The sequence below is a fragment of the Helicobacter cynogastricus genome (assembly GCF_900197855.1).
Classification (GTDB): Bacteria; Campylobacterota; Campylobacteria; order Campylobacterales; family Helicobacteraceae; genus Helicobacter; species Helicobacter cynogastricus.
Map to the genome: position 1 here is coordinate 4649 of NZ_FZMQ01000015.1, position 25145 is coordinate 29793.

Genomic DNA, 25145 nt, shown 5'->3' on the forward strand with positions numbered 1-25145 from the left:
TTATGATGGAGTGTGTGTACTAGGAGCAGTGATCGAGGCGCGACCCTACATTTTTGACTATGGTGAGCCGCGGAAGGGACCACCTTAAAGGGGCACTTTGCCAACACCACGCTAAAGTATGGTCTGCCCGTGAGTTTTGGACTGCTCACCACTGATAACATCGAACAAGCCTTAGAGCGTGCGGGCACTAAGGCGGGCAATAAAGGCTTTGAGGCGATGCAAACCTTGATCGAATTGCTCAATCTCTATCCTCAACTCTAATGGCGACTCGCAGTCAGGTTAGGGAAGCGGTGGTGGGCCTGCTTTACGCCTATGAGAGTGGGAATGAAGCCATGCTTAAGAGTGCTCCAGATTTTCTCACCCAAAAGAAAATTAGAAACGCCCAACAACACTTTGCTCTTGAGCTCTTAGAAGGCACACTTGCGCATTTACCATCTTTGGACAACGCGCTCACACCCCTTTTAAAAGACTGGGATTTGGCACGCATAGGTTCTATGGAGCGTGCGATTTTGCGCTTAGGCGCGTATGAAATTTTGCACACCCCCACTAACCCGGTGGTAGTGATCAATGAGGCGATCGAACTCTCCAAAAACTACGGCGAAGACAACGCGCCTAAGCTCATTAATGCGATCTTAGATGCGCTGTGTAAGCAAAACCCCCACTAAACCTGTTTAAATTGGGCGTGCATTTCCAAAATGCGTTTTTCATCCAACATATCTGGATCGATCTGTTTGCCCAGTAACTTGGCATGGTGGGTTTTAAATCCTCTAGGCTGATCCACTCTATGTCCTTGGGCATGTGGGTGTTGCGCTTTTTCACATAGGAGAAGTGCCATTGCATCAGTTCGGGGTCGCCAATCACATCTTTAGCTGGCAATTCGAATGTTTCGATCGAACGATGGGGATTGCTTTGGTTTGGATTTTCGATGTGGCGACAATGTTTGTTATAAAAAAGGCATTGATCGCCCCAAACAGGCAACCAACCATAATCCCCCCCTTTTTTGTATCCACACCTGTTGATTTTGGACATAAAATTCAATCCTTGAATAGCACAAGAGTTCGTTTTAGATTCCACGCTATAGAAACTCCTGTATAATTTTTTGGCATGGTAAATGTGATCTGCATCGATTTTTATCACCCATTCCTCTTTGGGAATAAAAGAGAGCACATAATTGTAGTAATGGTAAAGTTGGTGGTGGAAATTTGGAGGATCAAACTCCATGATTTTATAAGGATAGGCTATGGGAATAAAAGTAGGGAATTTTTGACAGAAATCCAAGATCACTTCTGCACTCCCATCATCACAATCATTATAGCCAATCACTCCTCTTTGAATAGCCGGTAGCATGGAATGTAAACTTGCCTCTAAAGTCGCTATTTCATTTTTCACACGGATAAACGCCCAAGGGTTGAGGGGGCTTTTGGGGTCGCTGGCTTTGGGATCGTGTTCAAAATATCCCTTGTGCAGGGGCTTGTCCGGAATTAAAAGGGTTTTGTTGTGAATGCTAAGAATTACACCACCTCCACCGCTGGAGCGGTTAGCTTGAATATAGTCTTCATTTTTAAGAGGAGCGATTTTGGCAAAAACCCTCTGTTTTTGAGGATGGTAATAGATCGAATCTGAGAGTAGGCATAGTGCAAGGCGGTAAACATGTCTTAAGCGTTGATACCAATCTTACATCGTTGTTTTAGGGACACGAACACTCCTTTATAAAAGCTCGCATTATATACCAGTCGATTTAATAAGCATGTTAAAATGCGCTATTTATCCTTGTGAGCAAAACATGCGGCATTATCTGCGTATTATTATATTATTGGCGTTTTCTAGTTTTTGCTTGGGGGTAGCCGAATTCATTGTCTCGGGGATTTTAACTCCGCTTGGTGCGTATTATGGAGTTTCTGATAGCGAGGTGGGTAATTTGGCAACTTTTTATGCGCTCGGAGTGGTCTTTGGCGCGCCCATTGTGAGCGTGCTTATTTCCTCTTTTAATTACAGAAACCAGCTCATTTTCACCCTTGGGCTTTTTTCTCTCTCCAATGCGATCATGTTTGTGAGTTCTAGCCTCTGGGTTGCGCTAACAGCGCGCTTTATTGGGGGATTAATGCATGGGCTCTTCTTTGTGATCGCTACTATCATTAGTATCAAGGTTGCGCCCAAGTCCAAGACCACCATGGCGTTAAGCCTGATGGTTAGCGGGCTAACCATTGCGTTAGTTACGGGCGTGCCTATAGGTATTCTAGTATCTAAGCATTATGGGCTTTTAGCCCCCTTTTTGCTGATCGCCTGTGTGAGCTTTTTAGTCGCTCTCTGCGCTCTATTCATCATGCCCAAACTCAGCAGCAAGCAAGCAAACTTTAAAAATCTATGGGTGGCTTTTGGTTTTGCGCCCGTGTGGCAGGGCTTTTTGGTGACTGCCTTTTCTTGTGGCTCGATGTTTGTGGTCTATATTTATTTGCGCATGCTCTTAGAACAACACGGCTTTAGCCCAGTGAGCATTGCCAATGCCTATTTATTCTTTGGCATTGCCGCCATAGTGGGGAATCTCTTTGGGGGCAAATTAGCGGATTTAAGGGGTTCTTTTGCTTCTTTAAGCTTTTTGCTCACCATGCAAATTTTAGCCTTGAGCGCGATGAGTTTTAGCTATTACTTGCCAAAGTGGGTTTTAATCGCTAATGTCATGGGCTTTGGCTTTTTTGGCTTTGCCTGCATCGCCCCGCTTAAAATGTTGTGCAACCATCTAGCCCGTGTTTTCACCCCAAATACCCAAAATGACACCATCGCGCTCAATGAAGCCTCTTTTAATGTGGGGATCACCTTTGCCTCTTTGGCTGGCGGGCTGGTGGCGCATTTTAATGTCAATTTTAACGGGCTGTGTGCGGCTCTCTTTGCTTTAAGTGCCTTGAGTATCTTAAATTTTGGCATTAAAAAGGCAAGTTTTCAAGTAAAGTAGTTATACTTGAGCTAAAAACTTAGGATCACCATGTTACAAGCTACCCAAGTTAGCATGCGCTATGCCACAAAAAAGCTCTTTGAAAATGTCAATCTCAAATTAGACGCACACAAACGCTATGGACTCATCGGGGCTAATGGGGCGGGTAAGAGCACCTTTTTAAAGATTTTAGCCGGAGAAATCGAGCCTAGCAGTGGAGAGGTCAGCGTAGTTCCAGGGCTAAAATTAGGGGTTTTGGGACAAGATCAATATGCCTTTGAAGAGTTTAGCCTCAAAGATGCGGTTTTAATGGGCAATAAGATTCTCTATGACGCGCTCAAAGAGAGAGAAAAGCTCTACACAGAAGCGGATTTGAGCGATGATAAAATCAATGCCCGTTTAGCTGAACTAGAGATGATTTGCGTGCAAGAAGACCCGCTTTATGAATGCGAGGTAGTGGTGGAAAAAATCTTAGAGGATTTGGGAATCCCTGCTAGCCGCCACAATGACTTAATGCAAAGCCTGCCTAGTAGCGATAAATTTAAAATTCTGCTCGCCCAAGTGCTTTTCCCTAAGCCTGATATTTTGCTACTAGATGAACCCACTAACAACCTAGATTTAAACGCGATCGCTTGGCTAGAGGAGAACTTGAAACGCCACGAGGGCACGATGGTCATCATCAGCCACGATCGCCACTTTTTAAACGCCGTATGCACGCATATTTTAGATTTGGATTTTAACACCCTGCGGGAATTTAGCGGAAACTATGATGATTGGTATATCGCCTCTACGCTCATTGCCAAACAAAAGGAAGCCGAGCGCAATAAAAAGCTCAAGGAAAAAGAGGAATTGGAGCGCTTCATCGCGCGCTTTTCAGCCAATGCGAGTAAGGCGCGCCAAGCCACTAGCCGGCAAAAGCAATTAGAAAAGCTGGACATCCAAAGCATAGAGGTTTCTAGCAGACGCGATCCAAGCATTCTTTTTAAGCCCCACCGCACGATCGGTAATGAAGCCCTAGAGTGTAGCCAGATTTCTAAGTCTTATGAGGATTTGGTGGTGTTAAATAAGGTTAGTCTTAAAATCGCCCCAAGGGATAAAATCGCTTTGATCGGACCTAATGGGGTTGGTAAAAGCACGCTGTGTAAAATCTTGGTAGAGGAGTTGGCTCCTGATAGCGGGAGTGTGAAATGGGGGGCTACGGTGCAAAGGGGCTATTTTCCCCAAGATGTGAGCGAGAGCATTCAAGGGGAGGAGAGTTTGTATCAATGGCTTTTTAATTTTAATAAAAAGATTGAGAGTGGCGAGGTGCGTAATGCTTTAGGGCGCATGCTCTTTAGCGGGGCGGAGCAAGAAAAGAGCGTGAGCGCGCTGAGTGGTGGCGAGAAACACCGCATGGTTTTATCTAAGATCATGCTTGAGCGGGGTAATTTCTTGGTGCTGGATGAACCCACCAACCACCTAGACCTAGAGGCGATCATCGCTTTGGGCGAGGCGTTGTATAAATTTGAGGGGGCGGTGATTTGTGTCAGCCATGATAGAGAGCTTATTAGTGCGTATGCTAACCGCATTATTGAACTTGTGCCCACCAACAAGGGCGCAAAAGTAGTGGATTTTAAGGGGAGTTATGAGGAGTATTTGGCGAGCAAGGGGGTTTGACAATAAGCCCAATTTGTGGTTAACATTATATTCTCATTTTATATTGGTAAAGGAGATTTTGGTATGATAACAGCACACAGCACACAGCACACAGCACACAGCACACAGCACACAGCACACAGCACACAGCACACAGCACACAGCACACAGCTTAAGCGGGCATTTTTAGGGTTTAGTGCTCTTGCGCTCTTGTCTCTAGTCCCCTTGGGTGCAGAGGATAGCGGTCTGTTTATACAGGGTGGGTTTCAATATTCAAATTTTTCAGGTAACGATACATCTGTTGTTAAACCAACCAGTGTGCAGGATTTGGTTCAAGGGTTAGCGCAGCAATATATGCAAATCCTTGAAGAACAAGGGATACCGTCAGAAATAGCGCGAGAGATGGTACAATCAAAACTCCCAGAGATTGAAAAAAAGGTAAAGCAGACACACCCCAATGGACTACCCGGTTCTAAGAGTGAAATAACCTCTAATGGCAATCTTTACGGAGCAAATATTCAATTTGGATATAAACAATTCTTTGGCCAGAGAAAACATTTTGGCTTGCGTTACTATGGTACATTTAGTGGACAAGGGGGGAGCTATTACAATAAAAACGATGGGTACAGATTCAACCAACCTTCTGCAAATCTGTTTTATGGCATCGGATTCGATGCGCTTTACAACTTCTATGAGAACAATGACCACACTTATGGCATTTTCGCCGGTGTAATGATTGGAGGGAGCACATGGCTGATGGGGAAGGCTGAAAAAAATGGAAAATGTTTTTTAACAGCGGTGGAGAGTGTGTGAGCATGAACGATTTTTATCGCGATCTAGGGGAAGTGATCAACAAGGAAGAGGGCGATACAGGCAAATCCACTTTCTCCCCCACTTTCGTGCAATTCATTATCAATGCGGGCTTTAGAATGAATTTTACAAAACACCAAGGTTTTGAACTTGGCGTGCGCATTCCTACTATTAACGACCCTTATTTCAAAGTCACAGAAACGAAAGCGGTAGTAAAAGTGGATGATAAAGGGAATTTAACAGGGGAAGGAAAGGGGAGCGAAGCAACTCTAGCCTTTAGGCGCAACGCCTCTCTTTATTGGAACTATGTTTATAACTTCTAGTTAACAACCTAGTTTTATTTTGTTTCTGTTACGATCGTGAACTTGATGTCTGCAATGGCTTTCTTAGATCCCATAGGGAATACTTTAAAAATAGGGAATCATGTAAAAACATTCACACATTTGTAACCTTGAGGGATACCTGCACTATCGGGGCATCAAATCATGATAAAATCAAAAATAGTAATTCTTTCTTAAAGATTTATGAAGATTTTTAAAGAGGCACGAGGTAACAACCTTATCTATTGTGATCCCCCCTATATTGCAGATATGCAGATTATTTTAGTCCGTGGAACTGCGCACACGAGGACAATCCACATCCGCTCAAACGCACACAGGCTAGCTTTCTGCTCTCCACTTGGTATAGTAACGTTTACCAAACCAATCCATATGTCTACTACTAACTACTATTAGAAATACTAAGTAAAAACTCTTGAATCCTTTCTACCATTTGGGTGCTAAAGAAAAAACCACAGCGCCATGGATAAACTTTAGGGCAGTTATGAGGAATATTTAGCGAGTAAGGGGTTTGGCAAATAAGCTAAAAATAACTAGCATTACTTCATCTTTTTTTATTCTTATGTTTAAAGAGTTTTGGTAGAATGGCATAGCACAGCACAAACTTAATTGCAAGTTTTTAGGGTTTAGCACCCTTGCGTTTTTATTTCTAGCTCCTTTAGACGCAGAAGATAATGGCCTATTTATAGAGGGCGGGTTCCAATATTCAAATTTTAGTGGCATGACTACATCTGTTGTTAAACCAATCAGCGCGCAGGATTTGATTCAAAAGATGTTACAGAATCGTATTCGACGCTATGAAGAAGCAGGAATGACACCGGAAGAAGCACAGCGGATTGCGCAAGGCGATCTCCCAAGGATTGAAGACGTAGTAAAGGATGCATACCCCGATGGAGCACCCGGTTTTAAGGATAAAACAGATTATAAGGGCAATCTTTACGGCGGAGATTTTCAAATTGGATACAAACAATTCTTTGGTCAAAGTAAACGTTTTGGCTTGCGTTACTATGGTACATTTAGTGGGCAGGGAGGGAGTTATTATGATCAAGATGGCCGATACGACCAACCCATTGTGAATTTATTCTTTGGCGCGGGAGTTGATGTGCTTTTCAATTTCTATGATGATAATGAGAGAATCTTTGGCATTTTTGCCGGCGTGATGGCTGGGGGAAACTTATGGCTGATGGGGGAAGCTAAGAAAAATGGAAAATATGTTTGGCTCGACAGCAAGGGGAGTTGTGTGAGCATGAACGATCATTTTAAAGATCTAGCAGACAACACCAAAAGCACTGTGGGAGAGCCTAGAAAGGCTACCTTTTCTCCCGGTTATGCGCAAGTCATTGTCAATGCGGGCTTTAGAACTAATATTAACAAGAATCAAGGGTTTGAATTTGGCGTGCGTATCCCCATCCTTGACTACATCATTGACAGACCTTATTACAAAGCAACAATAACAGAAACAGTAACAGACCTAGGGGGTGTAACAACAGTTGTGCAGGGGGCTGAAGTGGTTTATACTTTTAGACGCAAGGTGGCTCTTTATGTGAACTATGTTTATAACTTCTAATTGGCAATCTAGCTTCATTTTGTTTCTGCTACGGTTGCGGACTTGTATTCGCTTGCTTGGTTATGAAGTTGATAGATTTTGGAGTTATAAGATTTAAAGGGTTTAACGGATTTAATGGGTTTGAGAAAATTATAAGATTATGCGCAATCTTGCAGAATATCTGCGCTACTGGGGTATTAGACCATGCTAAAATCCTCAAAAATAAGGATTCCTCCTTTAAAGATAGGGTATCAAGTCTAAGTTGTGTCCCATATCCAACAGCTATTTAGAGACTGGGATATGTCAGGGATTTATTACGAACCTTTCATGGAAAGTGGTGTGGTGGGGTTTAATTTATCCCCCAAAGTAGGCGTTTTTAGCGACAGCAATCCTCATATCATCAATTTTTACAATGCCATTAAAAGAGACGATTTCACTGAGGATTCTGTGCGTGCATTTTTGATTCAAGAAGGCAAGAATTTAGATAGAGACGGGCAAGAGCATTACTTGAGGGTGCGACAAAGATTTAATAAGAGCCAAGACCCTCATGATTTTTTATTTCTCAACCGCAGTTGTTTTAATGGGCTCATGCGCTTTAATGCCAAGGGAGACTTCAATGTCCCCTATTGCAAAAAAGATCGCCACTTCGCTCCCGCTTATATCACAAAAATTACTAACCAAGTTGAGTGGGTGCGTGAGCGCATTGCACAGAATGACTATACATTCCTCTGTTGTGATTTTACGCAGATTTTTAAAGAGGCACGAGGTGGTGACTTTATCTATTGCGATCCCCCCTATATTGGCAGATATGCAGACTATTTTAGTCCGTGGAACTGCGCACACAAGGACAAACTTCACGATCTACTCCAACACACGCAGGCTAGTTGTTTACTTTCTACCTGGCATAGCAATAACTATAGAACTAATCCATATATCTACCGCTATCAAGAGCACCGGATAAAATTCTTGGATCATTTCTACCATCTAGGTGCTAAAGAAAAAAACCGCAACGCTATAAAAGAGGCGTTAGTGCAAGACTTTAAAGGCAGTTAAGAGGGATATTGGCAAAAAGTTGTGTATGCTAAAACTAGCAATCAGCGCGCGCAAGGGGCAGGCGTAAACTTCTAATTTTCTCTCTAGACCTTTTTTGCCCGAGGTTAAACTTCTTTAAAGCATTTAAACATGCTCTTGTAGCCCCGTCTTGATCTTTGTTGACAAACATGGTAAAACCCGCCTCTAATGAGCATAACAACTTTTACTCTAATTTTTCTTTTTGTCTTTTTTTGCATGAACCTCTTTAGCTATCTGAGACTAAGGAAGTCTACCTATCCCTTTTTGCGCTTTTTGCCTATTTGTCTGTATGGTTTAAATATTCTCTATCGGGTCGTGCAGATGAAAGTTTTTGCCCATTTGGAAGCGTTACATACCTTCTTGTATGCCCTAGGGGGGATAAGTATGGCCGCAAGTTTTATTCTCTTCTGCCTGCTATTATTGCACTCCATCGCGCTTAAAACGCTTCCCCAAAGCACAGACACACACAAACGCCAAAGCCTTAAAAAACTCTTGGATATAGGTTTACTAGGGGTTTTCTCTACCTCTATGGCAAAGGGTTTTTATAATTCAACTAATCTTGTAATTACAAGGCGCAGTGTCAAGCTAAAAAATTTAAAAGAAGCGTGCCACCTTGTGATGATCAGCGATGTGCACATAGGCGCGTATCTTAAAAAAGATTATTTGCAAAAGATCGTCGATCGTATCAACGCGCTTCACCCGGATATAGTCGTGATTGTGGGGGACTTGGCGGATTTAAAGGCGGAATTGGTGCAAAAGGATTTAACCCCGCTTAAAAGTATCCAATCTAAATATGGCGCGTATTGTGTGCTGGGCAACCATGAATATTACCACGGGGTGGATGCACTTGTTAAAGTGTTTAAAAAGAATCATTTACGCATGTTGCAAAATGAGAGCGTTCAAGTTGCGGGGCTTAATCTAATGGGAGTAAATGACCTGATAGGGTATCGCTTTAAGCGTTTTGAACCCGATTTTAAGACTATCTTTACCCAAGCCAACCCCAATCTGCCTAGCGTTTTACTCTCCCACCAACCCAAATCCCTAAGGTATTTGGAGCAAAAACCCGATTTACTCTTGTGTGGACACACCCATGCAGGGCAAATATTCCCCTTTAGCCTCTTGGTGTGGCTGGATCAAAAATACATCTATGGGCATTACCATTTAAAAGATTGCCAAATGATTGTGAGTAGCGGTTGTGGCTTTTGGGGTCCCCCTGTGCGCATCTTCACCAAGAGCGAAATCGTGTCTATCCATTTAGAACCTGAAAATCAAGCCTAAAGGCTTGACATATAAGCCAAAAAGGATTAGCATTGCATTGTTTTTTTATTATCACTTTATTCTAGTTTTTAAGGGGTTTTTTGGTATGGTAGTAGCACAACACAACACAACACAACACAACACAACACAACACAAGCTTAAGCGGGCATTTTTAAGTTTTGGTGCGCTCGCCTTTTTCTCTCTCACCCCCTTAAGCGCAGAAGATAATGGCGTATTTATAGAGGGCGGTTTTCAGTATTCTAATTTTCAATATGCCCCCAGGTTTCAAGGCAAGAACTTTGCAGGTTTAGTAGAAGGTGTCCCCACTTATTCTGGCAACCTCTTTGGTGCGGATATTCAAATTGGTTACAAACAATTCTTTGGGGGAGGTAAGATTTTTGGTTTACGCTATTATGGCTTTTTCAGCGGACAGGGAGGGAGCGGTTCGTATACCACGCAGCTATATGATGAAAATGGCAATCCCTACACGGCTAAGGTCAATCAACCCGCTGCAAATTTATTTTACGGCGTGGGTGCGGATTTTCTCTATAATTTTTATGAAAACTCTGATCAAACCTATGGGGCTTTTGTCGGTGTAATGATTGGAGGGAGCTCATGGCTGATGGGTGAAGCTAAATACGATGGGCAATGCGCAATCACAGATAACAATGGCAACTGCCAAACTTTGAACGAAGCTTCTAAACAAGCCGTAGCAGGTTTCAACGATGTTGATGGGGTAAAAGCTACCTTTTCTCCTACCTATGTGCAGTTCTTATTTAACATTGGCTTTAGAATGAACTTTACCAAACATCAAGGTTTTGAGTTTGGTGTGCGCATCCCCACCATTGATGACCCCTATGTCAAGCTTGAAGCAACCAAAAACATAGAAGGTCTTGCTAAGAAGGGCGACTATGGCATGCAAACCCTCAGACGCACAGTGGGGGTCTTTGCTAACTATGTGATCAACTTCTAAACCAACGCCCCCTAGTTTAGAGGGGGCAGATCTTTAAGAATACTATCAAATTCGTGTTTGTAACGCTGGGGGTTTTCGATCTCAAAATCCGCCACGCTTTTAAGAAATTTGTCAAAATTTTCATTGCGCTGGGCTAGTTGTGGTGATTTGGGGAATGCGTGATTGATGGGAAAAGTCAAGCAAAATGGAACATGTGTTTACATTAATGCTAATAGTAATAGAGGTTGAGAAACCATAAACGATTTTTTAGCACTTTGAGAATGAACCCGCATATACTCAAGTCAAAATAATATATGTCTGCCAACTTAGAATAAGCCTGTGCGTTTCCTATATCTGTTGCTTTTAGAAATATTCTAAGACTTTAGAATAGTCAGAAGATAATCCTTTCTTTGAGATGTGGAGTGTTTCTAAGGCGATATATGCGAGAACTTCCCAACCTCCTGCCCTCTCAAGAAAAGCTAGAGCCCTTTTGTCGTCTTGCTGACTAGAATAGACTTGTACCTGTTTAAAAAAATCTCTGCATCCTCCACAGGTAAGCTTGTTCATTATAAATGATCACAAAATCTGTCATTTGTGCTTAAGATTGACTCTAATTTCATAGTTTATACTCTCATATAAAACTCCCTAAGCACCTAATTGCCAAACAGCCTTTTGACATTTTTACAGCCTAGCTCTTCCCCCATTTTGCAGGCTTTTTTAAAATATTCATGGGCCATTTCTTTATCGACCCCCACACCTTCGCCTTTGGTATACATGTTTCCCAAATTATTATACGCTCTAACATCCCCCGCATCGGTGGCTTTTTGGAAGTATTCCAAGGCCTGTTTATAATCCTTAATTGTCCCCTTGCCCTCGTAATACATATTCCCTAAACTCCAATAAGCCCGTGTATCTCCCAAACTTACGGCTATGATGTAACATGTCCATGCCTTGGAGTAATCCTTAGAAACACCTTGACCCTTGTAATACAACTGCCCCAAATAATAGCTAGCCTCCCCATCTCCCATATCTGTGGCTTGTTGGTAATATTGGGCGGCTTTTTGATAATCTTGAGACACGCCATGCCCTTCTTCATAGGCAAACCCCAAGTTTGTATAGGCTTCAGCAACCCCCGCATTAGCGGCTTTTTGGTAGTATTTGAAAGCTTGATGTATATCTTTATGAGTCCCCTCACCATTGCCATACATCAGCCCTAAAGCAAGATACCCCATAGCCTCGCCCGCATTGGCTGCTTTTTTAAAATACTCCAACGCCTTAGCATAGTTATCTCGCTTGTAATAGGTTTGGGCCTGCTTATAAAGCTCTTGTGCACTCCCTGCAGAACACAAGCCTACAGACAAAAACAAAGCCCCTAAGACTTTGATCACACGACCGCTAAAACTATGCAAACTCCCTATAGATTTTTATCCAAATGTTGGGCTAGGGTTTGTACCAGCTGGGCAGTGTTGTGCGTAGTGTGAGCCGAGATGGGCAGAATAAAGGCAGGCTTGGGGTTGAGGTTTGTCTCAAAGGCGTTTAGAGTGCTAACAAGCTTTTCAGTGGGGAGCAGGTCTATTTTATTAAGCACCACCCCAAAAGCGCGTTGTTGCAGAATGGGCGAAAACGCGCCCAATTCGTGGCGCAACTTTTGATACTGCGCCTCTAAATCCAAACTTACATCCAGCACAAAGAGTAAAAACTGCGTGCGCTCAATGTGTCTTAAGAATGCTAGCCCTAAGCCCTTGCCCCCGCTGGCTCCCTCAATGACCCCGGGGATGTCTGCGATCACAAACTCTTTAAAATCCCCTACACTCACCACCCCCAAATTAGGCACTAAGGTCGTAAAGGCGTAATTGGCGATCTTGGGGCGCGCATTAGAGATCACGCTAATTAAAGTGCTTTTTCCCACATTAGGAAAGCCCACCAAGCCCACATCAGCAATTAACTTTAGCTCCAAGCGCACGCTTAATTCCACCCCCTCTAACCCTTTTTGGGCGTAGGTGGGGCGTTGTTGCACGGCGTTTTTAAAGCGCGCATTGCCCATCCCCCCCCTGCCCCCCTGCAAAAGCTTAATAGGCGTGGTGCATTCTATAAAATCCCCTAACAACTCCCCGCTTTGCTGATCGTAAATTTGTGTCCCGGGGGGCACGATGAGAGTAACACTCTCCCCCTTCTTGCCACTGCAATTTTTAGGACCCCCGGGCGCGCCATTTTTTGCCTTATAGTGCTTTTTGCCCCTAAAGGCTCCCAGTGTGTCGGTGTTATTGCTCACCTGCACAAACACATCCCCCCCATCGCCTCCATCCCCTCCATCCGGTCCGCCCTTGATCACAAATTTTTCGCGCCTAAAACTCACCGCACCCGGTCCGCCCTTGCCAGAGGCGATTATAATTTCTACACTATCGACAAACATGGACTAAAAAAAGCGTTGCATGGATTTTTCTAAATGGGGCACGGCGTGTAAGAGTTTTTTAGTGTAGGGGTCTTTAGGATCGCTTAACACACTCTCCACATCGCCGCGCTCCACAATCTCGCCCTGATACATCACCAAAATGCGATCGCTGATGTGTTCCACCACACCCAAATCATGGCTAATAAAGACATAGGTCAAGCCCATTTCTTTTTGCAAATCTAATAGCAAGTTAAGCACTTGGGCTTGGATAGAGACATCTAAAGCCGAAACGGGTTCATCACAGATCACCACTTTAGGGCGGATGATGAGCGCGCGCGCAATGCCGATGCGCTGGCGTTGCCCCCCTGAGAATTGGTGGGGGTAACGGCTGATCCACTCGCGTTTAAGCCCCACATAATCCATCATTTCTAAGACCTTTTCGTGCCGCTCTTTCTTAGAAAAGTTCGTATTAAGCAAGAGGGGTTCGGCAATAATATCCCCCACCTGCCATCTAGGATTAAGACTAGAATAAGGGTCTTGAAAAATCATTTGTACATGTTTGCGGTATTCCTGCCAATCGGCTTTGCTAAATTGGGTTAGGCTTTTGTCATTGAATAAAATCTCTCCTGCGCTAGGACTCTCAATCCCCATTAAAAGTTTAGCTGTGGTGCTTTTCCCACAGCCACTCTCTCCTACCACGCTTAAAATCTCTCCCGGGTGCACCTTAAAGGTGATATTGCGCACTGCGTGGATGAGCTTGGGAGGCTTAAACATCCCTTGAGAGATGCTATAAGTCTTGCATAGATCGTTAGCTCTTAAAATCATCGAATCTCCCTGGGAAACTCTAAATAGTTCATATTTTCATCCACAGTTTGGAGGCGTTTTTTGCGGTGCTCCTTACCCGGTTTAGGGATAGCATTTAGTAGGGCTTGAGTGTAGGGGTGGCGCGGGTCATTAAAAAGCTCTTTGGCGCTAGCTTTTTCCACGACATGCCCCTTATACATCACAACCACCGCATCGGCTAATTGAGCGACCACGCCTAGATCATGGGTGATGAAAAGAATCGAAGTACCCTTAGTGGCTTGCAACTCTTGCATAAGTTCTAAAATTTGGGCTTGGATGGTAACATCTAGGGCAGTGGTGGGCTCATCGGCGATTAAAAGCTCAGGCGCGCACACCATCGCCATGGCAATCATCACCCGCTGGCGTTGCCCTCCGCTGAGCTTAAAGGGATAGTCGTTGTAACGCTCTTTAGCATGCGGAATGCCCACGCGCTCCAATTCAGCCAGCGCGCGCTCATAGCGTTCTTTGCGACTCAAATTGGGGTGGTGGATTTTGAGTGCCTCGCTGATTTGAAAGCCGATCGTATAAGAGGGGTTAAGGCTAGTCATAGGTTCTTGGAAAATCATACTAATTTTCTTGCCTCGAATCTCTTTTTGCATTTGCTTTTGGGTAAGTTTGAGCAAGTCCTGTCTATTAAACTCAATCACCCCATCCACAATCTTACCCGGTTTGTCGATCAGCCCTAAAATGGAGAGCGAGGTAATGCTCTTCCCGCTTCCACTCTCTCCCACAATGCACAGAGTTTGAGACTTTTTAAGCTCAAAACTCACCCCATCCACCGCCTTATTAATGCCCTTATCGGTAAAAAAATAGGTTTTAAGATTGTCTACTCTGAGCAAAGTCTCTTGCATAAGCCACCCCTAGCGTGTGTGTTTGGGATCGAGCGCGTCCATGATCCCATCGCCCAATAAGTTAAAGCCCATCACGGTCAAAAAGATCATCCCGCCCGGGAAAATGATGAGCCAGGGGGCTGTGTTGCGGTATTGCATCGCGTCTAAGAGCATCGCGCCCCACTCTGGTGTAGGGGGTTGTGCGCCCAGTCCCAAAAAGCTTAAACCAGCAGCCTCTAACACTGCAGAGGCAAAACCCATCGTGGCTTGCACGATGATGGGCACGGCGCAGTTAGGAAAAATAACTTTAAACATGAGGCGCAAATGTCCTGAGCCATTAACCTTAGAGGCAATGACATATTCTTTTTCTTTCTCTGCCAAGACAGAGGCGCGCACAATGCGCGCAAAGCCCGGAATGCCCACGATTCCAATGGCTAACATAGCATTAAATAGGGAGGGTCCCAAAATCGCCACTACGATAATAATGAGTAAAATAGAGGGCAAGGAGAGCATTAGATCCATAAGGCGCATGATGATCATATCAGTCCGTCTGCCAAAATAGCCCGCCACTAGCCCTAGCACAATGCCAAGGGAGAGAGCGATCCCTATGGAAACCACCCCGATCGTCAGTGAAATACGCGCACCATAGAGCAGGCGGGTGAAAACATCGCGCCCTAAATCATCTGTGCCAAGCAGGTGTTTAGAGCTCCCTCCAGCCTCCCAAACAGGTACTTTTAATCTCTCTTGGACATTTTGGGCGTAGGGGTTATGTTTGGTGAGCGCGGGAGCAAACAAAGCGCAGAGGATCAAAAAAAGCACGATCCAAGCCCCCACCACCGCTGCTTTATTCTTTTTAAACTGCCCCCAAAATTCTGTAAAGCGTTCCACTATGAGAGCCTTATTCTAGGGTTAATAAAGGCATATAAAATATCCACAAGCAAATTAGCTGTGATGAAAATCACCGCCACAATAAGACTAGAAGTTTGGATGATAGGAAAATCGCGCTGGTTGAGAGCGTTGACCATCCACTTGCCCACCCCCGGCCATGAAAAAGTGGTTTCTGTCAAGATACTTCCCCCTAGCAGGCCAGCTAACATAAGTCCTACAAGAGTGGTAACCGGGATGAGCGCGTTACGCAGGGTATGGATAGCGATCACTCTAAAAGGAGAACAACCCTTGGCTTTAGCCGTGCGCACATAGTCTTCTTTGGCCACTTCAAGCATGCTAGCTCTCGTCATGCGCGCGATAATGGCGGTGGGAATGGTAGCTAAAGCGGTGGCAGGCAAAATTAAATGCTTGAGCGCGTCTACAAAAGCCTCATAATCATGGGCTAGCAGGCTGTCAATTAGATAAAAACCTGTAGGGCCATCTAGGTAGAATTGATCGCTCAAACGCCCATAAGTTGGAAACCAACCCAGTTTGACACCGAAAAAATAAATGAGCATCAAGCCCAGCCAAAAGACCGGCATAGACACCCCAGCAAGAGCTAGGCTCATGCTAGTGTAATCAAAGAAGCTATAGCGTTTAATAGCGGCCAAAATGCCAACAAAAAGCCCCAAGATGATCGAGATGATTAGCGCGCTCAAAGAGAGCTCGATAGTGGCCGGAAAGCGTTGCAAAAACTCTTTAATCACGGGCTCGCCAGACATAAAAGACCTGCCAAAATCGCCATGAAAAATGTGGTTGATATAGAGAAAATACTGCTCTAAGAGAGGTTTATTTAGCCCCATTTGCTCCCGCAAGGCCTCTACAGATTCCTTGCTAGCATGCTCGCCTAAGATCATCAAGGCGGGGTCGCCGGGCACTAAGTGCACCATCGCAAACACGATGATAGTTACCCCAAAAAGGGTGGGGATAGTCCAAAGAATCCGTTTGAGGATGAAACTTAACAAAAGTACCTCCTACGATTCTATCTATCAAAATAAAAATTGGCAAAGCGGTTAAGTTGCACCCCCGTTAACTTGAGACCTTTGAGACTAGCCAAATGCGGGATAATTTCATCTGGATAAACTAGAGGTATCCATGGGACATCTTTATGAAAAACGACCTGCGCCTCTTTGTAAAGCCTAATGCGCTCCTGTTCATCTGTTACTTCTTTGGCGCGTGTTACAAGGTCTGAATAAGCCACACTCTTATAGAAAGAGTGATTTTGTGAGGGAATCTGCAAAGCGGCATGCTTGCTCCAAAGGGTGTAGAGAAAATTGTCCGGATCGCCTGTATCAGCGCGCCAGCCACTAAAAGCCATTTCATGTTCGCCCCTAGCTACCTTCTTTAAATACGCCCCCCATTCCAAAAACTCAATCTTGACCTTTATTCCTACTTTCAGAAGTTGCGCTTGAATGAATTCAGCAGCTTGTTTTCTGTGGCGCGAGGCAGTGTAGAGAGTGGTTTCAAAACCATCTGGATACCCTGCTTGTTTTAAAAGTTGTTTGGCTTTATCTGGATCATAGGGATAAGGTTTAATGTCTGTATTATAGCTCCACATGCCCGGTGGCAGGGGATTAACCGCTTTTTTAGCATACCCCTCATAGACAACTTTAATATAATCATCAAGGTTGACAGCATAATTGAGCGCGAGGCGTACCAAACGATTGCTAAAAGGTTTCTTTTGAGTGTTAATACTAATCCATGAAACCATGAGTGCGGGGTCTCTATCTACTACCACATTGGGAAGACTTTCTAAATTGGCCACTTCACTTTGATTAGGTGCGCTAATCATAGAAACCTCGCCCTTTTGTAAAGCCAAAACTCGAGAAGAAGGATTAGGAATCACGCGAATAACAACCCTGTTTAAGTAGGCTTTGGGACCCCAATATTGATCATTTTTGGTCAGAATGACTCTCTCGTCCTTGATCCAAAGACCAAATTTAAAAGGACCTGTACCGATGGGTTTTTTTGAGAGCTCTTCTTCTCTATTCTGACTGGCAAGATAATCCGCATAATCTGCGCTCAAGATAGAAAGAAAATCCATCCCCAAATCCGCCAAAAAAGGAGCTTCTGGCCTGTTGAGAGTAATTTTGATAGTATAATCATCTAAAGCCTGAATGCTTTTGATGATATCAGACATGTCCATGCTTTCCCAGTATACATAGCTTCTTCCGCTTTTATAGTAGGGTTTGCCAGCTTTCATTTGTCGCTCAAAAGAAAAGAGTACATCCTTAGCTTTAAACTCGACCTTTTTATTCCAATACTTGGTTGTATGAAAATAAACACCTTTTCGTAAATGAAAGGTATAAGTCAGGCCATCTGGGGAAATCTCCCAACTAGTTGCTAAAGAGGGTTCAATCTCTGTAGTGCCGTATTTAAAACGCACCAAAGTTTCATAAATGTTGCCTGTGGTGGCGTAACTCTCTCCATCAGTTACTAGAGCTGGGTCCATACTCGAACCATCTGCGCCCCTAGCATAGATTAGAGTCCCTCCAAACTTGCCCGTTGCTCCCAAGATGCCCCCTAGCAACCAAATCCCAAAAACCCCCAGCAACAAGCCTCTCATATTCGCTCCTACTCTCCTCTCCTAAGGATGATTTAACCCTGATCTTGTTGTGCTAACACGCTCACCTTCTTGCGCTCTTTATTTTTATAGCTAAAACACACCACCCCATCTACCAAGGCAAAGAGGGTATGATCCTTGCCCATGCCTACATTTTTACCCGGATGCACCTTAGTGCCTCTTTGGCGTACGATGATATTGCCAGCTCTGACAAATTCCGAGCCAAATTTTTTAACGCCTAAACGCCTTCCTGCTGAGTCCCTATTGTTTTGTGTACTTCCTTGACCCTTCTTGTGCGCCATATCTTAATCCTTTTACGCTACGATTTTTGTAATTTTTACTCGAGTGAAATCTCGTCTAAAACCTCTTTTAGTTTTGCTATCCTTACGGCGGCGTTTCTTAAAGATGATGACTTTTTTGCCTCGCCCCTCATTGATCACTTCAGCTTCAATTTTAGCCCCACTCACTAGAGGAGTGCCATAAACAACACCCCCCTCCTTAGATACAGCCAAAACTTGATCTAGCTCTAAATGGGCTTTAGATTCTAAATTGAGCCTATCTAGCAAGACAACATCACCCTCTTGCACTTTATACTGCTTGCCTCCATTTTTAAACACTGCGTACATGCCAAAGTCCTAAAAACAAAATTTAGCCTCCATCTTAACACGAAAAAGCTTAAAAATGAGTTGCCATACATGGCATACATCTTGCATGTCTTTTAGTAACTCATGTAAAGGGAGACTTATGCGCATTAGCGATAACGGCCGCTATAATCAAATGAACTACTATCAAAATACCTTGCAGAATAAGCTCAATACCGCTAATACTAAGATTGCTTCTGGACTCAAGATTCAGAATGGATACCAAGATAGCAATATCAATAATCAAAATCTTAAATATGGCTTTGAAGAAAACACCCTTGATCAAAATATTGATGTTGCTAAGAGTGCTCATACCTCAACACTCAACACTGATAAAGCCTTGAGCGAGCTCTCTAGTACAATGGAACAATTCAAAACAAAATTAATCCAAGCCGCTAACGATGTGCATTCTACTACCTCGCGCCAAGCCATCGCTCTTGACCTAGAAAAACTCAAGGCACACATGATCAATGTTGCTAATACCTCCATCGGGGACGAATACCTCTTTGCAGGAAGCAAGGTGGATCGTAAACCCTTTGATTCTAAGGGGAATTACTATGGCAATAACGAAAATCTCAACGCATTGGTAGGGGCAAATAATCTTGTGCCCTATAATGTAACTGGCAAGGCCCTCTTTTTGGGGAAAGATCTTGATAGACAAAAACATATCACCAGCAATATTAAAATGCTCAATCAAAGCAAGTTGCACCCAGATATTATGGATGCGCTCAATAAAACTGCTGAACCTAAAGAGGTGTTTGTGCAAGCAGACGACACTTTGCGCGACCTAATTGGAGACACCGATGATAATCCTAGCAATGACCCTAAAGAGTATTTTTATTTACAAGGTGTGCGCCCTGATGGAAGTGCTTTTAAGGCAAAATTTGCCCTAGATAAGGCTTATGACAAAGAAGAAGATGCCACCACAATTAAAGATCTACTAGAACAAATTGGAAAGGCTTATGGCAATACTTCTAGTAATAAAGTCGTGGATGTCAGCTTGAACGCATGGGGAGAGATTGAGATTAAAGACCTCACCACTGGTAACTCTACCATCGATTTTCACATGGTTTCTAGCGAAAAAAATGTGGATAATCTAGCCGATCTCTACACCAGTAACGCGCGGGTTACTCACTATGTCAAAAGCCCATTTTTAACCGATCGCGCTCTTTCAACATTGCGAGCAATACCTGATCCCTATGATCACCGCATTTTAGACCTCTCTAGTGCTTTTATCACTCAAGATAATACCCCAGCCAATCGCAACACTAAACTTAGCGAGATTTTAGGTCCTAATGCAGCTTCTTTAGAAATTAGTGGGACACGCCCCAACCATAAGGATGGTAGCATTGACTCCACCCCGCTAACTCCGGTGATTTTAGACAAAGACGCTAGCCTGCAAGATTTGATGGATAGCATCAAAACACATTTTCAAGGCAATTTAGAGGTGGAACTTTCTGAGGACGGGCGTTTACGCCTCATTGATAAAAATATCAAAAACAAAGAACATGATAGCAAGACTCCTCCTTTTGATGGTCCGCATGGGCTTAGTCTTACACTTAGAACTTTAGATGCTAAAGGGCAAGAGGTCAAGGCCTTGCCCACAGATTACGCTAGTGAATACCAAAAAACCTACTTCACTCACAGCGGGGCGCGCTTGGTGGGCAATATCTCTCAGGTGATCCCTAAAACGATGGAATATGCCACAGGTGCGACCAAGCTCTCTGAGGTAATGGGCACAACCATAGGTGAACAAAGCTACATTCTTAAGTTCAACGACCACAATGGGATACCCCTAGAGGCCAAATTAGATTTAGATAACAAGGGAGCATTTTTGGAATTACCTAGTAAAAGCGGAGGTGCACCTTATAAAATTCCCCTTTATAACCGCAATGAGACCGCTCCCACGCTCACAAAACCTAATGATTTTACCTATCGCCAGCTTATGGATGCGATTACTTTGGCAATGGACTATAGCAATCAAGATAGCAAGCTTTACAAACAAGTTCAAGCGTCCGTACCCTCCAAAGAGAGTAAGGAGGCCTTTCTGTCTTTACTTCAAGGAGCGGACACCCGCGTTAATGTGAATCTTGATGAAAATGGCAAAATGGTGATTCAAGATAAAATGCGCTCTAAAACTTTAATGCGATTCATGTTCTTTGACACAAAGGCGGATGATTTTTCTGCAGATACTCTCAGAAAAGACGCTCCTTCTATTCGTCTCAATGCCAACAACGCCCTCACTATCGATCAACCCCATATCAACTTTTTCAAGCAATTAGATGGAGTGATCGATTCGGTGCGTGATGGGATTTACCGCCCCGATGCTCTGCAAAATAATTACAATGAGCAAATGCGCAATCTGGGGATTCAAAATAATATCGAGTTGGTAGATCACCTAAGCGATCATATTGAAAAGATTATCGCTACTAATGGCGCGCATAGCCGTAGTTTTGCACATATTTTAAGACGCAACGAAGTGCTCAAATCTCAGGTGCAATCTATCCGTGGCGACACCGTGGGCACAGACATTGCAGAAACCTATAATAAGTTTTCTCAGTTGCGCAATAACTACGATGCCGTGCTCTCATCAAGTAGCAAAATTAATCAAATGGCACTGAGTAACTATGTATGATCAGCTCAAAGCGTGTATGGCCAAACTAGGCCAAGAGCAGAGAAAAGTTTCATGGTATTTGTAACCTAAGAGCTAATAAGGTTTTCTCGCTTTCAATTCTGCGATGTCTTTGGCATAGGTTTTTAGACGCGCTTGGGTAATGCTCTGATCCATCTTTTGCATCACGGATTCAAAAATAGTATTGAGTGCTTTTTTAACAGCATCATTGGAATTGTCTTTGCCCTTATAGAGCGAACTTAGCAAACCTCCGGTATGTTCAGACTTACTAGATTTAATAAAGGGCTCTTTAACATTGATCTCGCTCAAGTCAATCATAAAAGAATCTACAGACTCCCCACTCAAAGGTTCTACAAAGACCACTTTAATGTAGCCCATAGCAACAAGAGTGCCTTTTATTACATCCATACCACTAGAAAAGATGAGCCCGGGACTAGACTTTTTCTGCTCTGTAGTTTTGGGATCGGGGCGCAAGACAATCTCCCCGCTGGTTTCCAGTGCCAAATATCCATCTCGTTTTTGTGCAAAAGGAAGATCGTTTTTATCACTCACATCTACAAGAGTCACTTTATAACCCTGATTTCTAAGAATTTCTTGGATTTTTAAAACGATTTGTTCCCTAAATTTAAGTTCATATTCTCTAGCGATATTATCGCTGTATTGCAATACAGGCTTAAGAAGAATAACTTCTTTATTAGTAATTGGGGCTTGGTGTGCGCTAGTATGGTAAGCCAAACGCAAAGGCACTTGATCTGTAACAACAATATTGGGGCCACAACCAGCCAACAATAACACCAACCCTGCACTTACTAAATGCCGCTTCCACGCCATTCTCACTCCTTATTCCTAAAATATTCTCCGCTTTTCCCCCCACTCTTATGCTCTAAATAAATCTCTCCTATCACCATGGATTTATCCAAGCCTTTTACCATGTCATAGATTGTCAAAAGCCCTATGCTCACACCTGTAAGAGCCTCCATCTCTACTCCCGTCTGCGCTTGGCATCTTACGCTAACTTTGAGGACAAAAGCACATTCCTCCTCTTTTTCCAGCACTTCCACATGGACACCTGCAAGAGGTAGAGGATGACACATGGGGATAAGTGTGCTAGTTTGTTTAGCTCCCATGATAGCTGCAATGATTGCCGTTTGCAACACGGGGCCTTTTTTAATCTGATTGTCTAAAACGGCTTGATAGGCCTGTTTGCTCATGCAAATTTTGCCACACGCTAGTGCAACTCTACTGCTCTGATTTTTAGAGCTCACATCCACCATCAAGGGGTTATTTTGGCTATCCAAGTGGCTCAAATTCATTTTTTAGGGCGGAAAATCTGAATATGTTGAGGATTAGCCTCAATATACGCTCCTCCGATCAAATCGATACAATAGGGGATCGCTGGAAACACAGCCTCTAGGCATTCTTGAATACTCTTAGGCTTGCCGGGCAAATTTACAATAAGGCTAGAGCCTCGAATACCCGCGCTCTGCCTAGAGAGGATCGCGGTAGGGACATATTTTAAACTAGCCGCGCGCATTAACTCTCCAAAACCAGGTAACATTTTAGTACATACCGCCTGCGTGGCTTCTGGGGTAACATCTCTGGGGGCAGGTCCTGTGCCCCCAGTTGTAACAATGAGATCACAACGCGCTTCATCGCTTAAACTGATTAAGGTCGATTCGATGATTGCCTGCGCATCGGGGATCAAATGGTAGGCAAAGTGGAGCGGGTTCAAGATATAGCACTTTAGCACCTCTTGAATCGCCACTCCGCTTTGATCCTCATAAACACCCAAACTGGCGCGATCGCTACTAACTACAATTCCTACTTTAATCTCTTTCATGCCAATAACCCGCTCCCTCTTAAAGGATGACTCTGATTGTGGGCGTACAAGCGCTGATCGCCCCTTAACTCATACTTCCAAATGGGGGCGTTGTGCTTGAAATCTTCAATAAAGCGCGCGTATAACTCTAGTGCCTCTTTGCGGTGTGCAGAAATCAAACCCGCCATATAGGAGCTCTGCCCTACGCCCACATCCCCCCTAGAGTGCGCCATACGCAACGCAACACCTAAGGCGCGCGCCTCCTGATCCCATGCATCAAACCAGTTTTGCAATAAGGGCAAATACACATCAAAGCTCAAGCCTTTAAAGTCTGCCCCCTCTGCACGCACAATTCCGCTAAAAACGCACAAAGCCCCCCCATTTTGTGTTTGGCAAAATCCCCCCCATTGGCTATAGAGTCGCGCTGTGTTTAAAGCCCCATCAAAGACTTCTAGCACCTCTAACCTCCACACACAGGAGGCAAGAGCATGATATGATCGCCCGCCTTCAAGGGGGTGTGCAGATCGTCTATTAAAACCCCATTAAGTGCCACCGCGCTCATGGCCAGCCATGGTTTCAAGCTCTCTTTCTGAGCTAAAATTTCTTTGAGCGCATGTAAAGAGCTTACTTCCAGTTCTAGGGTCGCCTCTTGAATAGGGCCTAAAAACTCCACGCGCACCATTAGAGTAAATGTCCCATCTTATTTTTTTTGGTTTCAAGGTATTGCGCATTATGGCAATTACTGGGCACAATGATACTATGCCGTTCTACTTTCACAAACGCGCTCAACGCTTCCACTTTTTGGGGGTTATTTGTCAATAGGCAGATTTCTTCAATATTGTAATACTTGAAAATCTCTTGCACTACGCCATAATCCCGCTCATCGTCCCTAAAGCCGATGGCGCGGTTGGCTTCAATGGTGTCATAACCCTGATCTTGCAGAGCGTAAGCGTTGATTTTATTAAAAAGACCAATCCCTCGCCCTTCTTGGCGCAAATAAAGGAGCATACCCCCTTGTGGGTGGGCGTAAATTCTCTGTAAAGACATGGCGAGCTCTTCGCCACAATCACATTTTTGCGACCCAAAAACATCTCCAGTTAAACACTCTGAATGCAGGCGCACGAGGGGGGGACTCTCAAGGTGTGCGGTGAAGACCACGAGGTGATCAAAACTCTGCCCCTCTCTTTGTTCTCTAAAAGATTGGATGCGAAATTCCCCAAATTTGGTAGGCAATTCCGCTTGGCTTGAAACTTGCAAAAAACACTCCATAAATTACCTTTGAATAGCACATTCTAGCACGCTAATTTAACATTTTGGTAAAATTAGCTTAATTTTCCTTGAAAGCGTTTTTATTGTGAATGCCCAGCATTTTGGCTAACCCTAAATTTTGGATCATAAAGCCGATAAAATCCATGCCAAAGAGAGCGATTGCGCCTAGACTCTTAGACCCACATAGGCGTTTTTGGCGATCTTGAATGGTGCGTGTGGCGTAAAAAAACAGCTCCCCCACTAAAGGACCTACCGCTGGGGTACAAATGAGGTCCTGCCAGCTAGGGATTTCTACAAAGGCTTCTAAGCCATATTCCCAAAAAAAGGTAGAAACAAGAAAAGTAAAGAGCACGCAGGCGCGTTTGGAATAACCTGCCACGCGCGCTTGCATGTAGTAAATCGCCCCAAAATAAGGGTGCAGTACGCCATTAAAGATGAATAGATCGTGATCAAACTGCGGTCCTAAAAGCACATTCTGACACCAGCTCAACCACCCAAATTTTTCTTTGCTCCAATGGGTAATACTCTCGGGCATCAAATACAGCCCCACAATCCCCAACACAAAGGCTAGACCTAAAATGCCCACGCTAGCACACAAATACTTTAGGCGATCATTGGGGACATAACCCACCATGAACGAATCCAAGGACGGCACAACACACCTTAGTTTTTGGGATTCTCGACAAAAAAA

The 25145-nt window shown here is 44.0% G+C and carries 28 protein-coding genes and 1 pseudogene; 11 read left to right on the top strand and 18 right to left on the bottom strand.

What is annotated here, in order from left to right:
* Nucleotides 1-261: pseudogene (locus C6H00_RS09095) on the top strand (6,7-dimethyl-8-ribityllumazine synthase); the annotation flags it as partial.
* Nucleotides 261-665 carry a transcription antitermination factor NusB gene (gene nusB / locus C6H00_RS06610; RefSeq protein WP_104750213.1) on the top strand — a complete coding sequence of 135 codons (405 nt, stop codon included), beginning with the start codon at nucleotides 261-263 and terminating at the stop codon, nucleotides 663-665. The pseudogene C6H00_RS09095 and the gene nusB, both read left to right, overlap by 1 nt.
* Here nusB and C6H00_RS06615 read toward each other — a convergent pair.
* Complete coding sequence (locus C6H00_RS06615) at nucleotides 622-1614, bottom strand: beta-1,4-N-acetylgalactosaminyltransferase (RefSeq protein WP_407645543.1); 993 nt, start codon at nucleotides 1612-1614, stop codon at nucleotides 622-624. The genes nusB and C6H00_RS06615 overlap by 44 nt on opposite strands.
* Before the next feature lie 169 nt (nucleotides 1615-1783).
* Between C6H00_RS06615 and C6H00_RS06620 the strand changes: the two genes are divergently transcribed.
* The 8 genes from C6H00_RS06620 to C6H00_RS06655 all read left to right on the top strand — a co-directional run bounded on the left by C6H00_RS06620 (nucleotide 1784) and on the right by C6H00_RS06655 (nucleotide 10559).
* Nucleotides 1784-2950, top strand: coding sequence for an MFS transporter (locus C6H00_RS06620; RefSeq protein ID WP_104750384.1), 1167 nt, complete (start codon nucleotides 1784-1786; stop codon nucleotides 2948-2950).
* Between the two features lie 30 nt (nucleotides 2951-2980).
* Nucleotides 2981-4585 (top strand): ABC-F family ATP-binding cassette domain-containing protein, encoded by a 1605-nt coding sequence (locus tag C6H00_RS06625; RefSeq protein WP_104750214.1) that lies wholly within the window; start codon nucleotides 2981-2983, stop codon nucleotides 4583-4585.
* A gap of 63 nt (nucleotides 4586-4648) precedes the next feature.
* Entirely contained in the window at nucleotides 4649-5377 is a 729-nt protein-coding gene (locus tag C6H00_RS09010; RefSeq protein WP_267892008.1) for an outer membrane beta-barrel protein, read from the top strand.
* On the top strand, nucleotides 5347-5697 hold the full coding sequence (locus C6H00_RS09015; protein ID WP_267892009.1) for an outer membrane beta-barrel protein: 351 nt from the start codon (nucleotides 5347-5349) through the stop codon (nucleotides 5695-5697). Before C6H00_RS09010 ends, C6H00_RS09015 begins: the two co-directional genes overlap by 31 nt.
* A gap of 736 nt (nucleotides 5698-6433) precedes the next feature.
* Nucleotides 6434-7279, top strand: a complete 846-nt coding sequence (locus C6H00_RS06640; RefSeq protein WP_233704465.1) for an outer membrane protein — start codon at nucleotides 6434-6436, stop codon at nucleotides 7277-7279.
* Between the two features lie 243 nt (nucleotides 7280-7522).
* Complete coding sequence (locus C6H00_RS06645) at nucleotides 7523-8311, top strand: DNA adenine methylase (RefSeq protein ID WP_267892010.1); 789 nt, start codon at nucleotides 7523-7525, stop codon at nucleotides 8309-8311.
* Between the two features lie 234 nt (nucleotides 8312-8545).
* A complete protein-coding gene (locus C6H00_RS06650) occupies nucleotides 8546-9607 on the top strand; it encodes a metallophosphoesterase (protein WP_233704466.1) in 1062 nt (353 codons plus the stop codon).
* Nucleotides 9608-9692: 85 nt separating this feature from the next.
* Nucleotides 9693-10559: an outer membrane protein gene (locus tag C6H00_RS06655; protein WP_324728655.1), complete on the top strand. Its 867-nt coding sequence runs from the start codon at nucleotides 9693-9695 to the stop codon at nucleotides 10557-10559.
* A gap of 11 nt (nucleotides 10560-10570) precedes the next feature.
* Here the strand turns inward: C6H00_RS06655 and C6H00_RS08575 are convergent, their stop codons facing one another.
* The 10 genes from C6H00_RS08575 to rplU all read right to left on the bottom strand — a co-directional run bounded on the left by C6H00_RS08575 (nucleotide 10571) and on the right by rplU (nucleotide 18719).
* Complete coding sequence (locus C6H00_RS08575) at nucleotides 10571-10738, bottom strand: hypothetical protein (protein WP_158655751.1); 168 nt, start codon at nucleotides 10736-10738, stop codon at nucleotides 10571-10573.
* Between the two features lie 453 nt (nucleotides 10739-11191).
* Nucleotides 11192-11926 carry a tetratricopeptide repeat protein gene (locus tag C6H00_RS06660; protein ID WP_233704467.1) on the bottom strand — a complete coding sequence of 245 codons (735 nt, stop codon included), beginning with the start codon at nucleotides 11924-11926 and terminating at the stop codon, nucleotides 11192-11194.
* A 26-nt stretch (nucleotides 11927-11952) separates the two neighbouring features.
* Entirely contained in the window at nucleotides 11953-12951 is a 999-nt protein-coding gene (gene obgE, locus C6H00_RS06665) for a GTPase ObgE (protein ID WP_104750218.1), read from the bottom strand.
* A gap of 3 nt (nucleotides 12952-12954) precedes the next feature.
* Nucleotides 12955-13755: an ABC transporter ATP-binding protein gene (locus tag C6H00_RS06670; RefSeq protein ID WP_104750219.1), complete on the bottom strand. Its 801-nt coding sequence runs from the start codon at nucleotides 13753-13755 to the stop codon at nucleotides 12955-12957.
* Complete coding sequence (locus tag C6H00_RS06675; protein ID WP_104750220.1) at nucleotides 13752-14624, bottom strand: ABC transporter ATP-binding protein; 873 nt, start codon at nucleotides 14622-14624, stop codon at nucleotides 13752-13754. The genes C6H00_RS06670 and C6H00_RS06675 overlap by 4 nt, the downstream gene beginning before the upstream one ends.
* A gap of 9 nt (nucleotides 14625-14633) precedes the next feature.
* A complete protein-coding gene (locus C6H00_RS06680; RefSeq protein ID WP_104750221.1) occupies nucleotides 14634-15491 on the bottom strand; it encodes an ABC transporter permease in 858 nt (285 codons plus the stop codon).
* Nucleotides 15491-16495, bottom strand: a complete 1005-nt coding sequence (locus tag C6H00_RS06685) for an ABC transporter permease (protein WP_104750222.1) — start codon at nucleotides 16493-16495, stop codon at nucleotides 15491-15493. Before C6H00_RS06685 ends, C6H00_RS06680 begins: the two co-directional genes overlap by 1 nt.
* Before the next feature lie 17 nt (nucleotides 16496-16512).
* A complete protein-coding gene (locus tag C6H00_RS06690; RefSeq protein ID WP_407645544.1) occupies nucleotides 16513-17982 on the bottom strand; it encodes an ABC transporter substrate-binding protein in 1470 nt (489 codons plus the stop codon).
* A gap of 146 nt (nucleotides 17983-18128) precedes the next feature.
* Nucleotides 18129-18395: a 50S ribosomal protein L27 gene (gene rpmA / locus C6H00_RS06695; RefSeq protein ID WP_104750224.1), complete on the bottom strand. Its 267-nt coding sequence runs from the start codon at nucleotides 18393-18395 to the stop codon at nucleotides 18129-18131.
* Nucleotides 18396-18407: 12 nt separating this feature from the next.
* Nucleotides 18408-18719, bottom strand: coding sequence for a 50S ribosomal protein L21 (rplU, locus tag C6H00_RS06700; RefSeq protein ID WP_104750225.1), 312 nt, complete (start codon nucleotides 18717-18719; stop codon nucleotides 18408-18410).
* 118 nt (nucleotides 18720-18837) lie between these two features.
* On the opposite strand from rplU, the gene flgL reads away from it, so the two are divergent.
* Nucleotides 18838-21369, top strand: coding sequence for a flagellar hook-associated protein FlgL (gene flgL / locus C6H00_RS06705; RefSeq protein ID WP_104750226.1), 2532 nt, complete (start codon nucleotides 18838-18840; stop codon nucleotides 21367-21369).
* Nucleotides 21370-21441: 72 nt separating this feature from the next.
* Here the strand turns inward: flgL and C6H00_RS06710 are convergent, their stop codons facing one another.
* Genes C6H00_RS06710 through C6H00_RS06740 form a run of 7 tightly spaced genes read right to left on the bottom strand, consistent with a single transcriptional unit; the run spans nucleotide 21442 to nucleotide 25109 of the window.
* The gene (locus C6H00_RS06710; protein WP_104750227.1) at nucleotides 21442-22197 is read right to left on the bottom strand and encodes an HpaA family protein; all 756 of its coding nucleotides are present in this window, start codon (nucleotides 22195-22197) and stop codon (nucleotides 21442-21444) included.
* 2 nt (nucleotides 22198-22199) lie between these two features.
* A complete protein-coding gene (moaC, locus tag C6H00_RS06715; protein ID WP_104750228.1) occupies nucleotides 22200-22679 on the bottom strand; it encodes a cyclic pyranopterin monophosphate synthase MoaC in 480 nt (159 codons plus the stop codon).
* Entirely contained in the window at nucleotides 22676-23206 is a 531-nt protein-coding gene (gene mog, locus C6H00_RS06720; protein WP_104750229.1) for a molybdopterin adenylyltransferase, read from the bottom strand. Before mog ends, moaC begins: the two co-directional genes overlap by 4 nt.
* Entirely contained in the window at nucleotides 23203-23643 is a 441-nt protein-coding gene (locus tag C6H00_RS06725; protein ID WP_104750230.1) for a molybdopterin synthase catalytic subunit, read from the bottom strand. Before C6H00_RS06725 ends, mog begins: the two co-directional genes overlap by 4 nt.
* Before the next feature lie 2 nt (nucleotides 23644-23645).
* Nucleotides 23646-23867 (bottom strand): MoaD/ThiS family protein, encoded by a 222-nt coding sequence (locus C6H00_RS06730; RefSeq protein ID WP_104750231.1) that lies wholly within the window; start codon nucleotides 23865-23867, stop codon nucleotides 23646-23648.
* On the bottom strand, nucleotides 23867-24454 hold the full coding sequence (ribA, locus tag C6H00_RS06735) for a GTP cyclohydrolase II (RefSeq protein WP_104750232.1): 588 nt from the start codon (nucleotides 24452-24454) through the stop codon (nucleotides 23867-23869). Before ribA ends, C6H00_RS06730 begins: the two co-directional genes overlap by 1 nt.
* 58 nt (nucleotides 24455-24512) lie before the next feature.
* Nucleotides 24513-25109, bottom strand: coding sequence for a DUF3943 domain-containing protein (locus tag C6H00_RS06740; protein ID WP_233704468.1), 597 nt, complete (start codon nucleotides 25107-25109; stop codon nucleotides 24513-24515).
* Between the last annotated feature and the right edge of the window lie 36 nt (nucleotides 25110-25145).

What these genes read in the sequence shown, in the direction of transcription:
- nusB (WP_104750213.1), top strand. Translation starts at nt 261, where the DNA reads ATGGCGACTCGCAGTCAGGTTAGGGAAGCGGTGGTGGGCCTGCTTTAC.
- C6H00_RS06620 (WP_104750384.1), top strand. Translation starts at nt 1,784, where the DNA reads ATGCGGCATTATCTGCGTATTATTATATTATTGGCGTTTTCTAGTTTT.
- C6H00_RS06625 (WP_104750214.1), top strand. Translation starts at nt 2,981, where the DNA reads ATGTTACAAGCTACCCAAGTTAGCATGCGCTATGCCACAAAAAAGCTC.
- C6H00_RS09010 (WP_267892008.1), top strand. Translation starts at nt 4,649, where the DNA reads ATGATAACAGCACACAGCACACAGCACACAGCACACAGCACACAGCAC.
- C6H00_RS09015 (WP_267892009.1), top strand. Translation starts at nt 5,347, where the DNA reads ATGTTTTTTAACAGCGGTGGAGAGTGTGTGAGCATGAACGATTTTTAT.
- C6H00_RS06640 (WP_233704465.1), top strand. Translation starts at nt 6,434, where the DNA reads ATGACTACATCTGTTGTTAAACCAATCAGCGCGCAGGATTTGATTCAA.
- C6H00_RS06650 (WP_233704466.1), top strand. Translation starts at nt 8,546, where the DNA reads ATGAACCTCTTTAGCTATCTGAGACTAAGGAAGTCTACCTATCCCTTT.
- C6H00_RS06655 (WP_324728655.1), top strand. Translation starts at nt 9,693, where the DNA reads ATGGTAGTAGCACAACACAACACAACACAACACAACACAACACAACAC.
- obgE (WP_104750218.1), bottom strand. Translation starts at nt 12,951, where the DNA reads ATGTTTGTCGATAGTGTAGAAATTATAATCGCCTCTGGCAAGGGCGGA.
- C6H00_RS06670 (WP_104750219.1), bottom strand. Translation starts at nt 13,755, where the DNA reads ATGATTTTAAGAGCTAACGATCTATGCAAGACTTATAGCATCTCTCAA.
- C6H00_RS06675 (WP_104750220.1), bottom strand. Translation starts at nt 14,624, where the DNA reads ATGCAAGAGACTTTGCTCAGAGTAGACAATCTTAAAACCTATTTTTTT.
- C6H00_RS06690 (WP_407645544.1), bottom strand. Translation starts at nt 17,982, where the DNA reads ATGGACCCAGCTCTAGTAACTGATGGAGAGAGTTACGCCACCACAGGC.
- rpmA (WP_104750224.1), bottom strand. Translation starts at nt 18,395, where the DNA reads ATGGCGCACAAGAAGGGTCAAGGAAGTACACAAAACAATAGGGACTCA.
- rplU (WP_104750225.1), bottom strand. Translation starts at nt 18,719, where the DNA reads ATGTACGCAGTGTTTAAAAATGGAGGCAAGCAGTATAAAGTGCAAGAG.
- flgL (WP_104750226.1), top strand. Translation starts at nt 18,838, where the DNA reads ATGCGCATTAGCGATAACGGCCGCTATAATCAAATGAACTACTATCAA.
- C6H00_RS06710 (WP_104750227.1), bottom strand. Translation starts at nt 22,197, where the DNA reads ATGGCGTGGAAGCGGCATTTAGTAAGTGCAGGGTTGGTGTTATTGTTG.
- moaC (WP_104750228.1), bottom strand. Translation starts at nt 22,679, where the DNA reads ATGAATTTGAGCCACTTGGATAGCCAAAATAACCCCTTGATGGTGGAT.
- mog (WP_104750229.1), bottom strand. Translation starts at nt 23,206, where the DNA reads ATGAAAGAGATTAAAGTAGGAATTGTAGTTAGTAGCGATCGCGCCAGT.
- C6H00_RS06730 (WP_104750231.1), bottom strand. Translation starts at nt 23,867, where the DNA reads ATGGTGCGCGTGGAGTTTTTAGGCCCTATTCAAGAGGCGACCCTAGAA.
- ribA (WP_104750232.1), bottom strand. Translation starts at nt 24,454, where the DNA reads ATGGAGTGTTTTTTGCAAGTTTCAAGCCAAGCGGAATTGCCTACCAAA.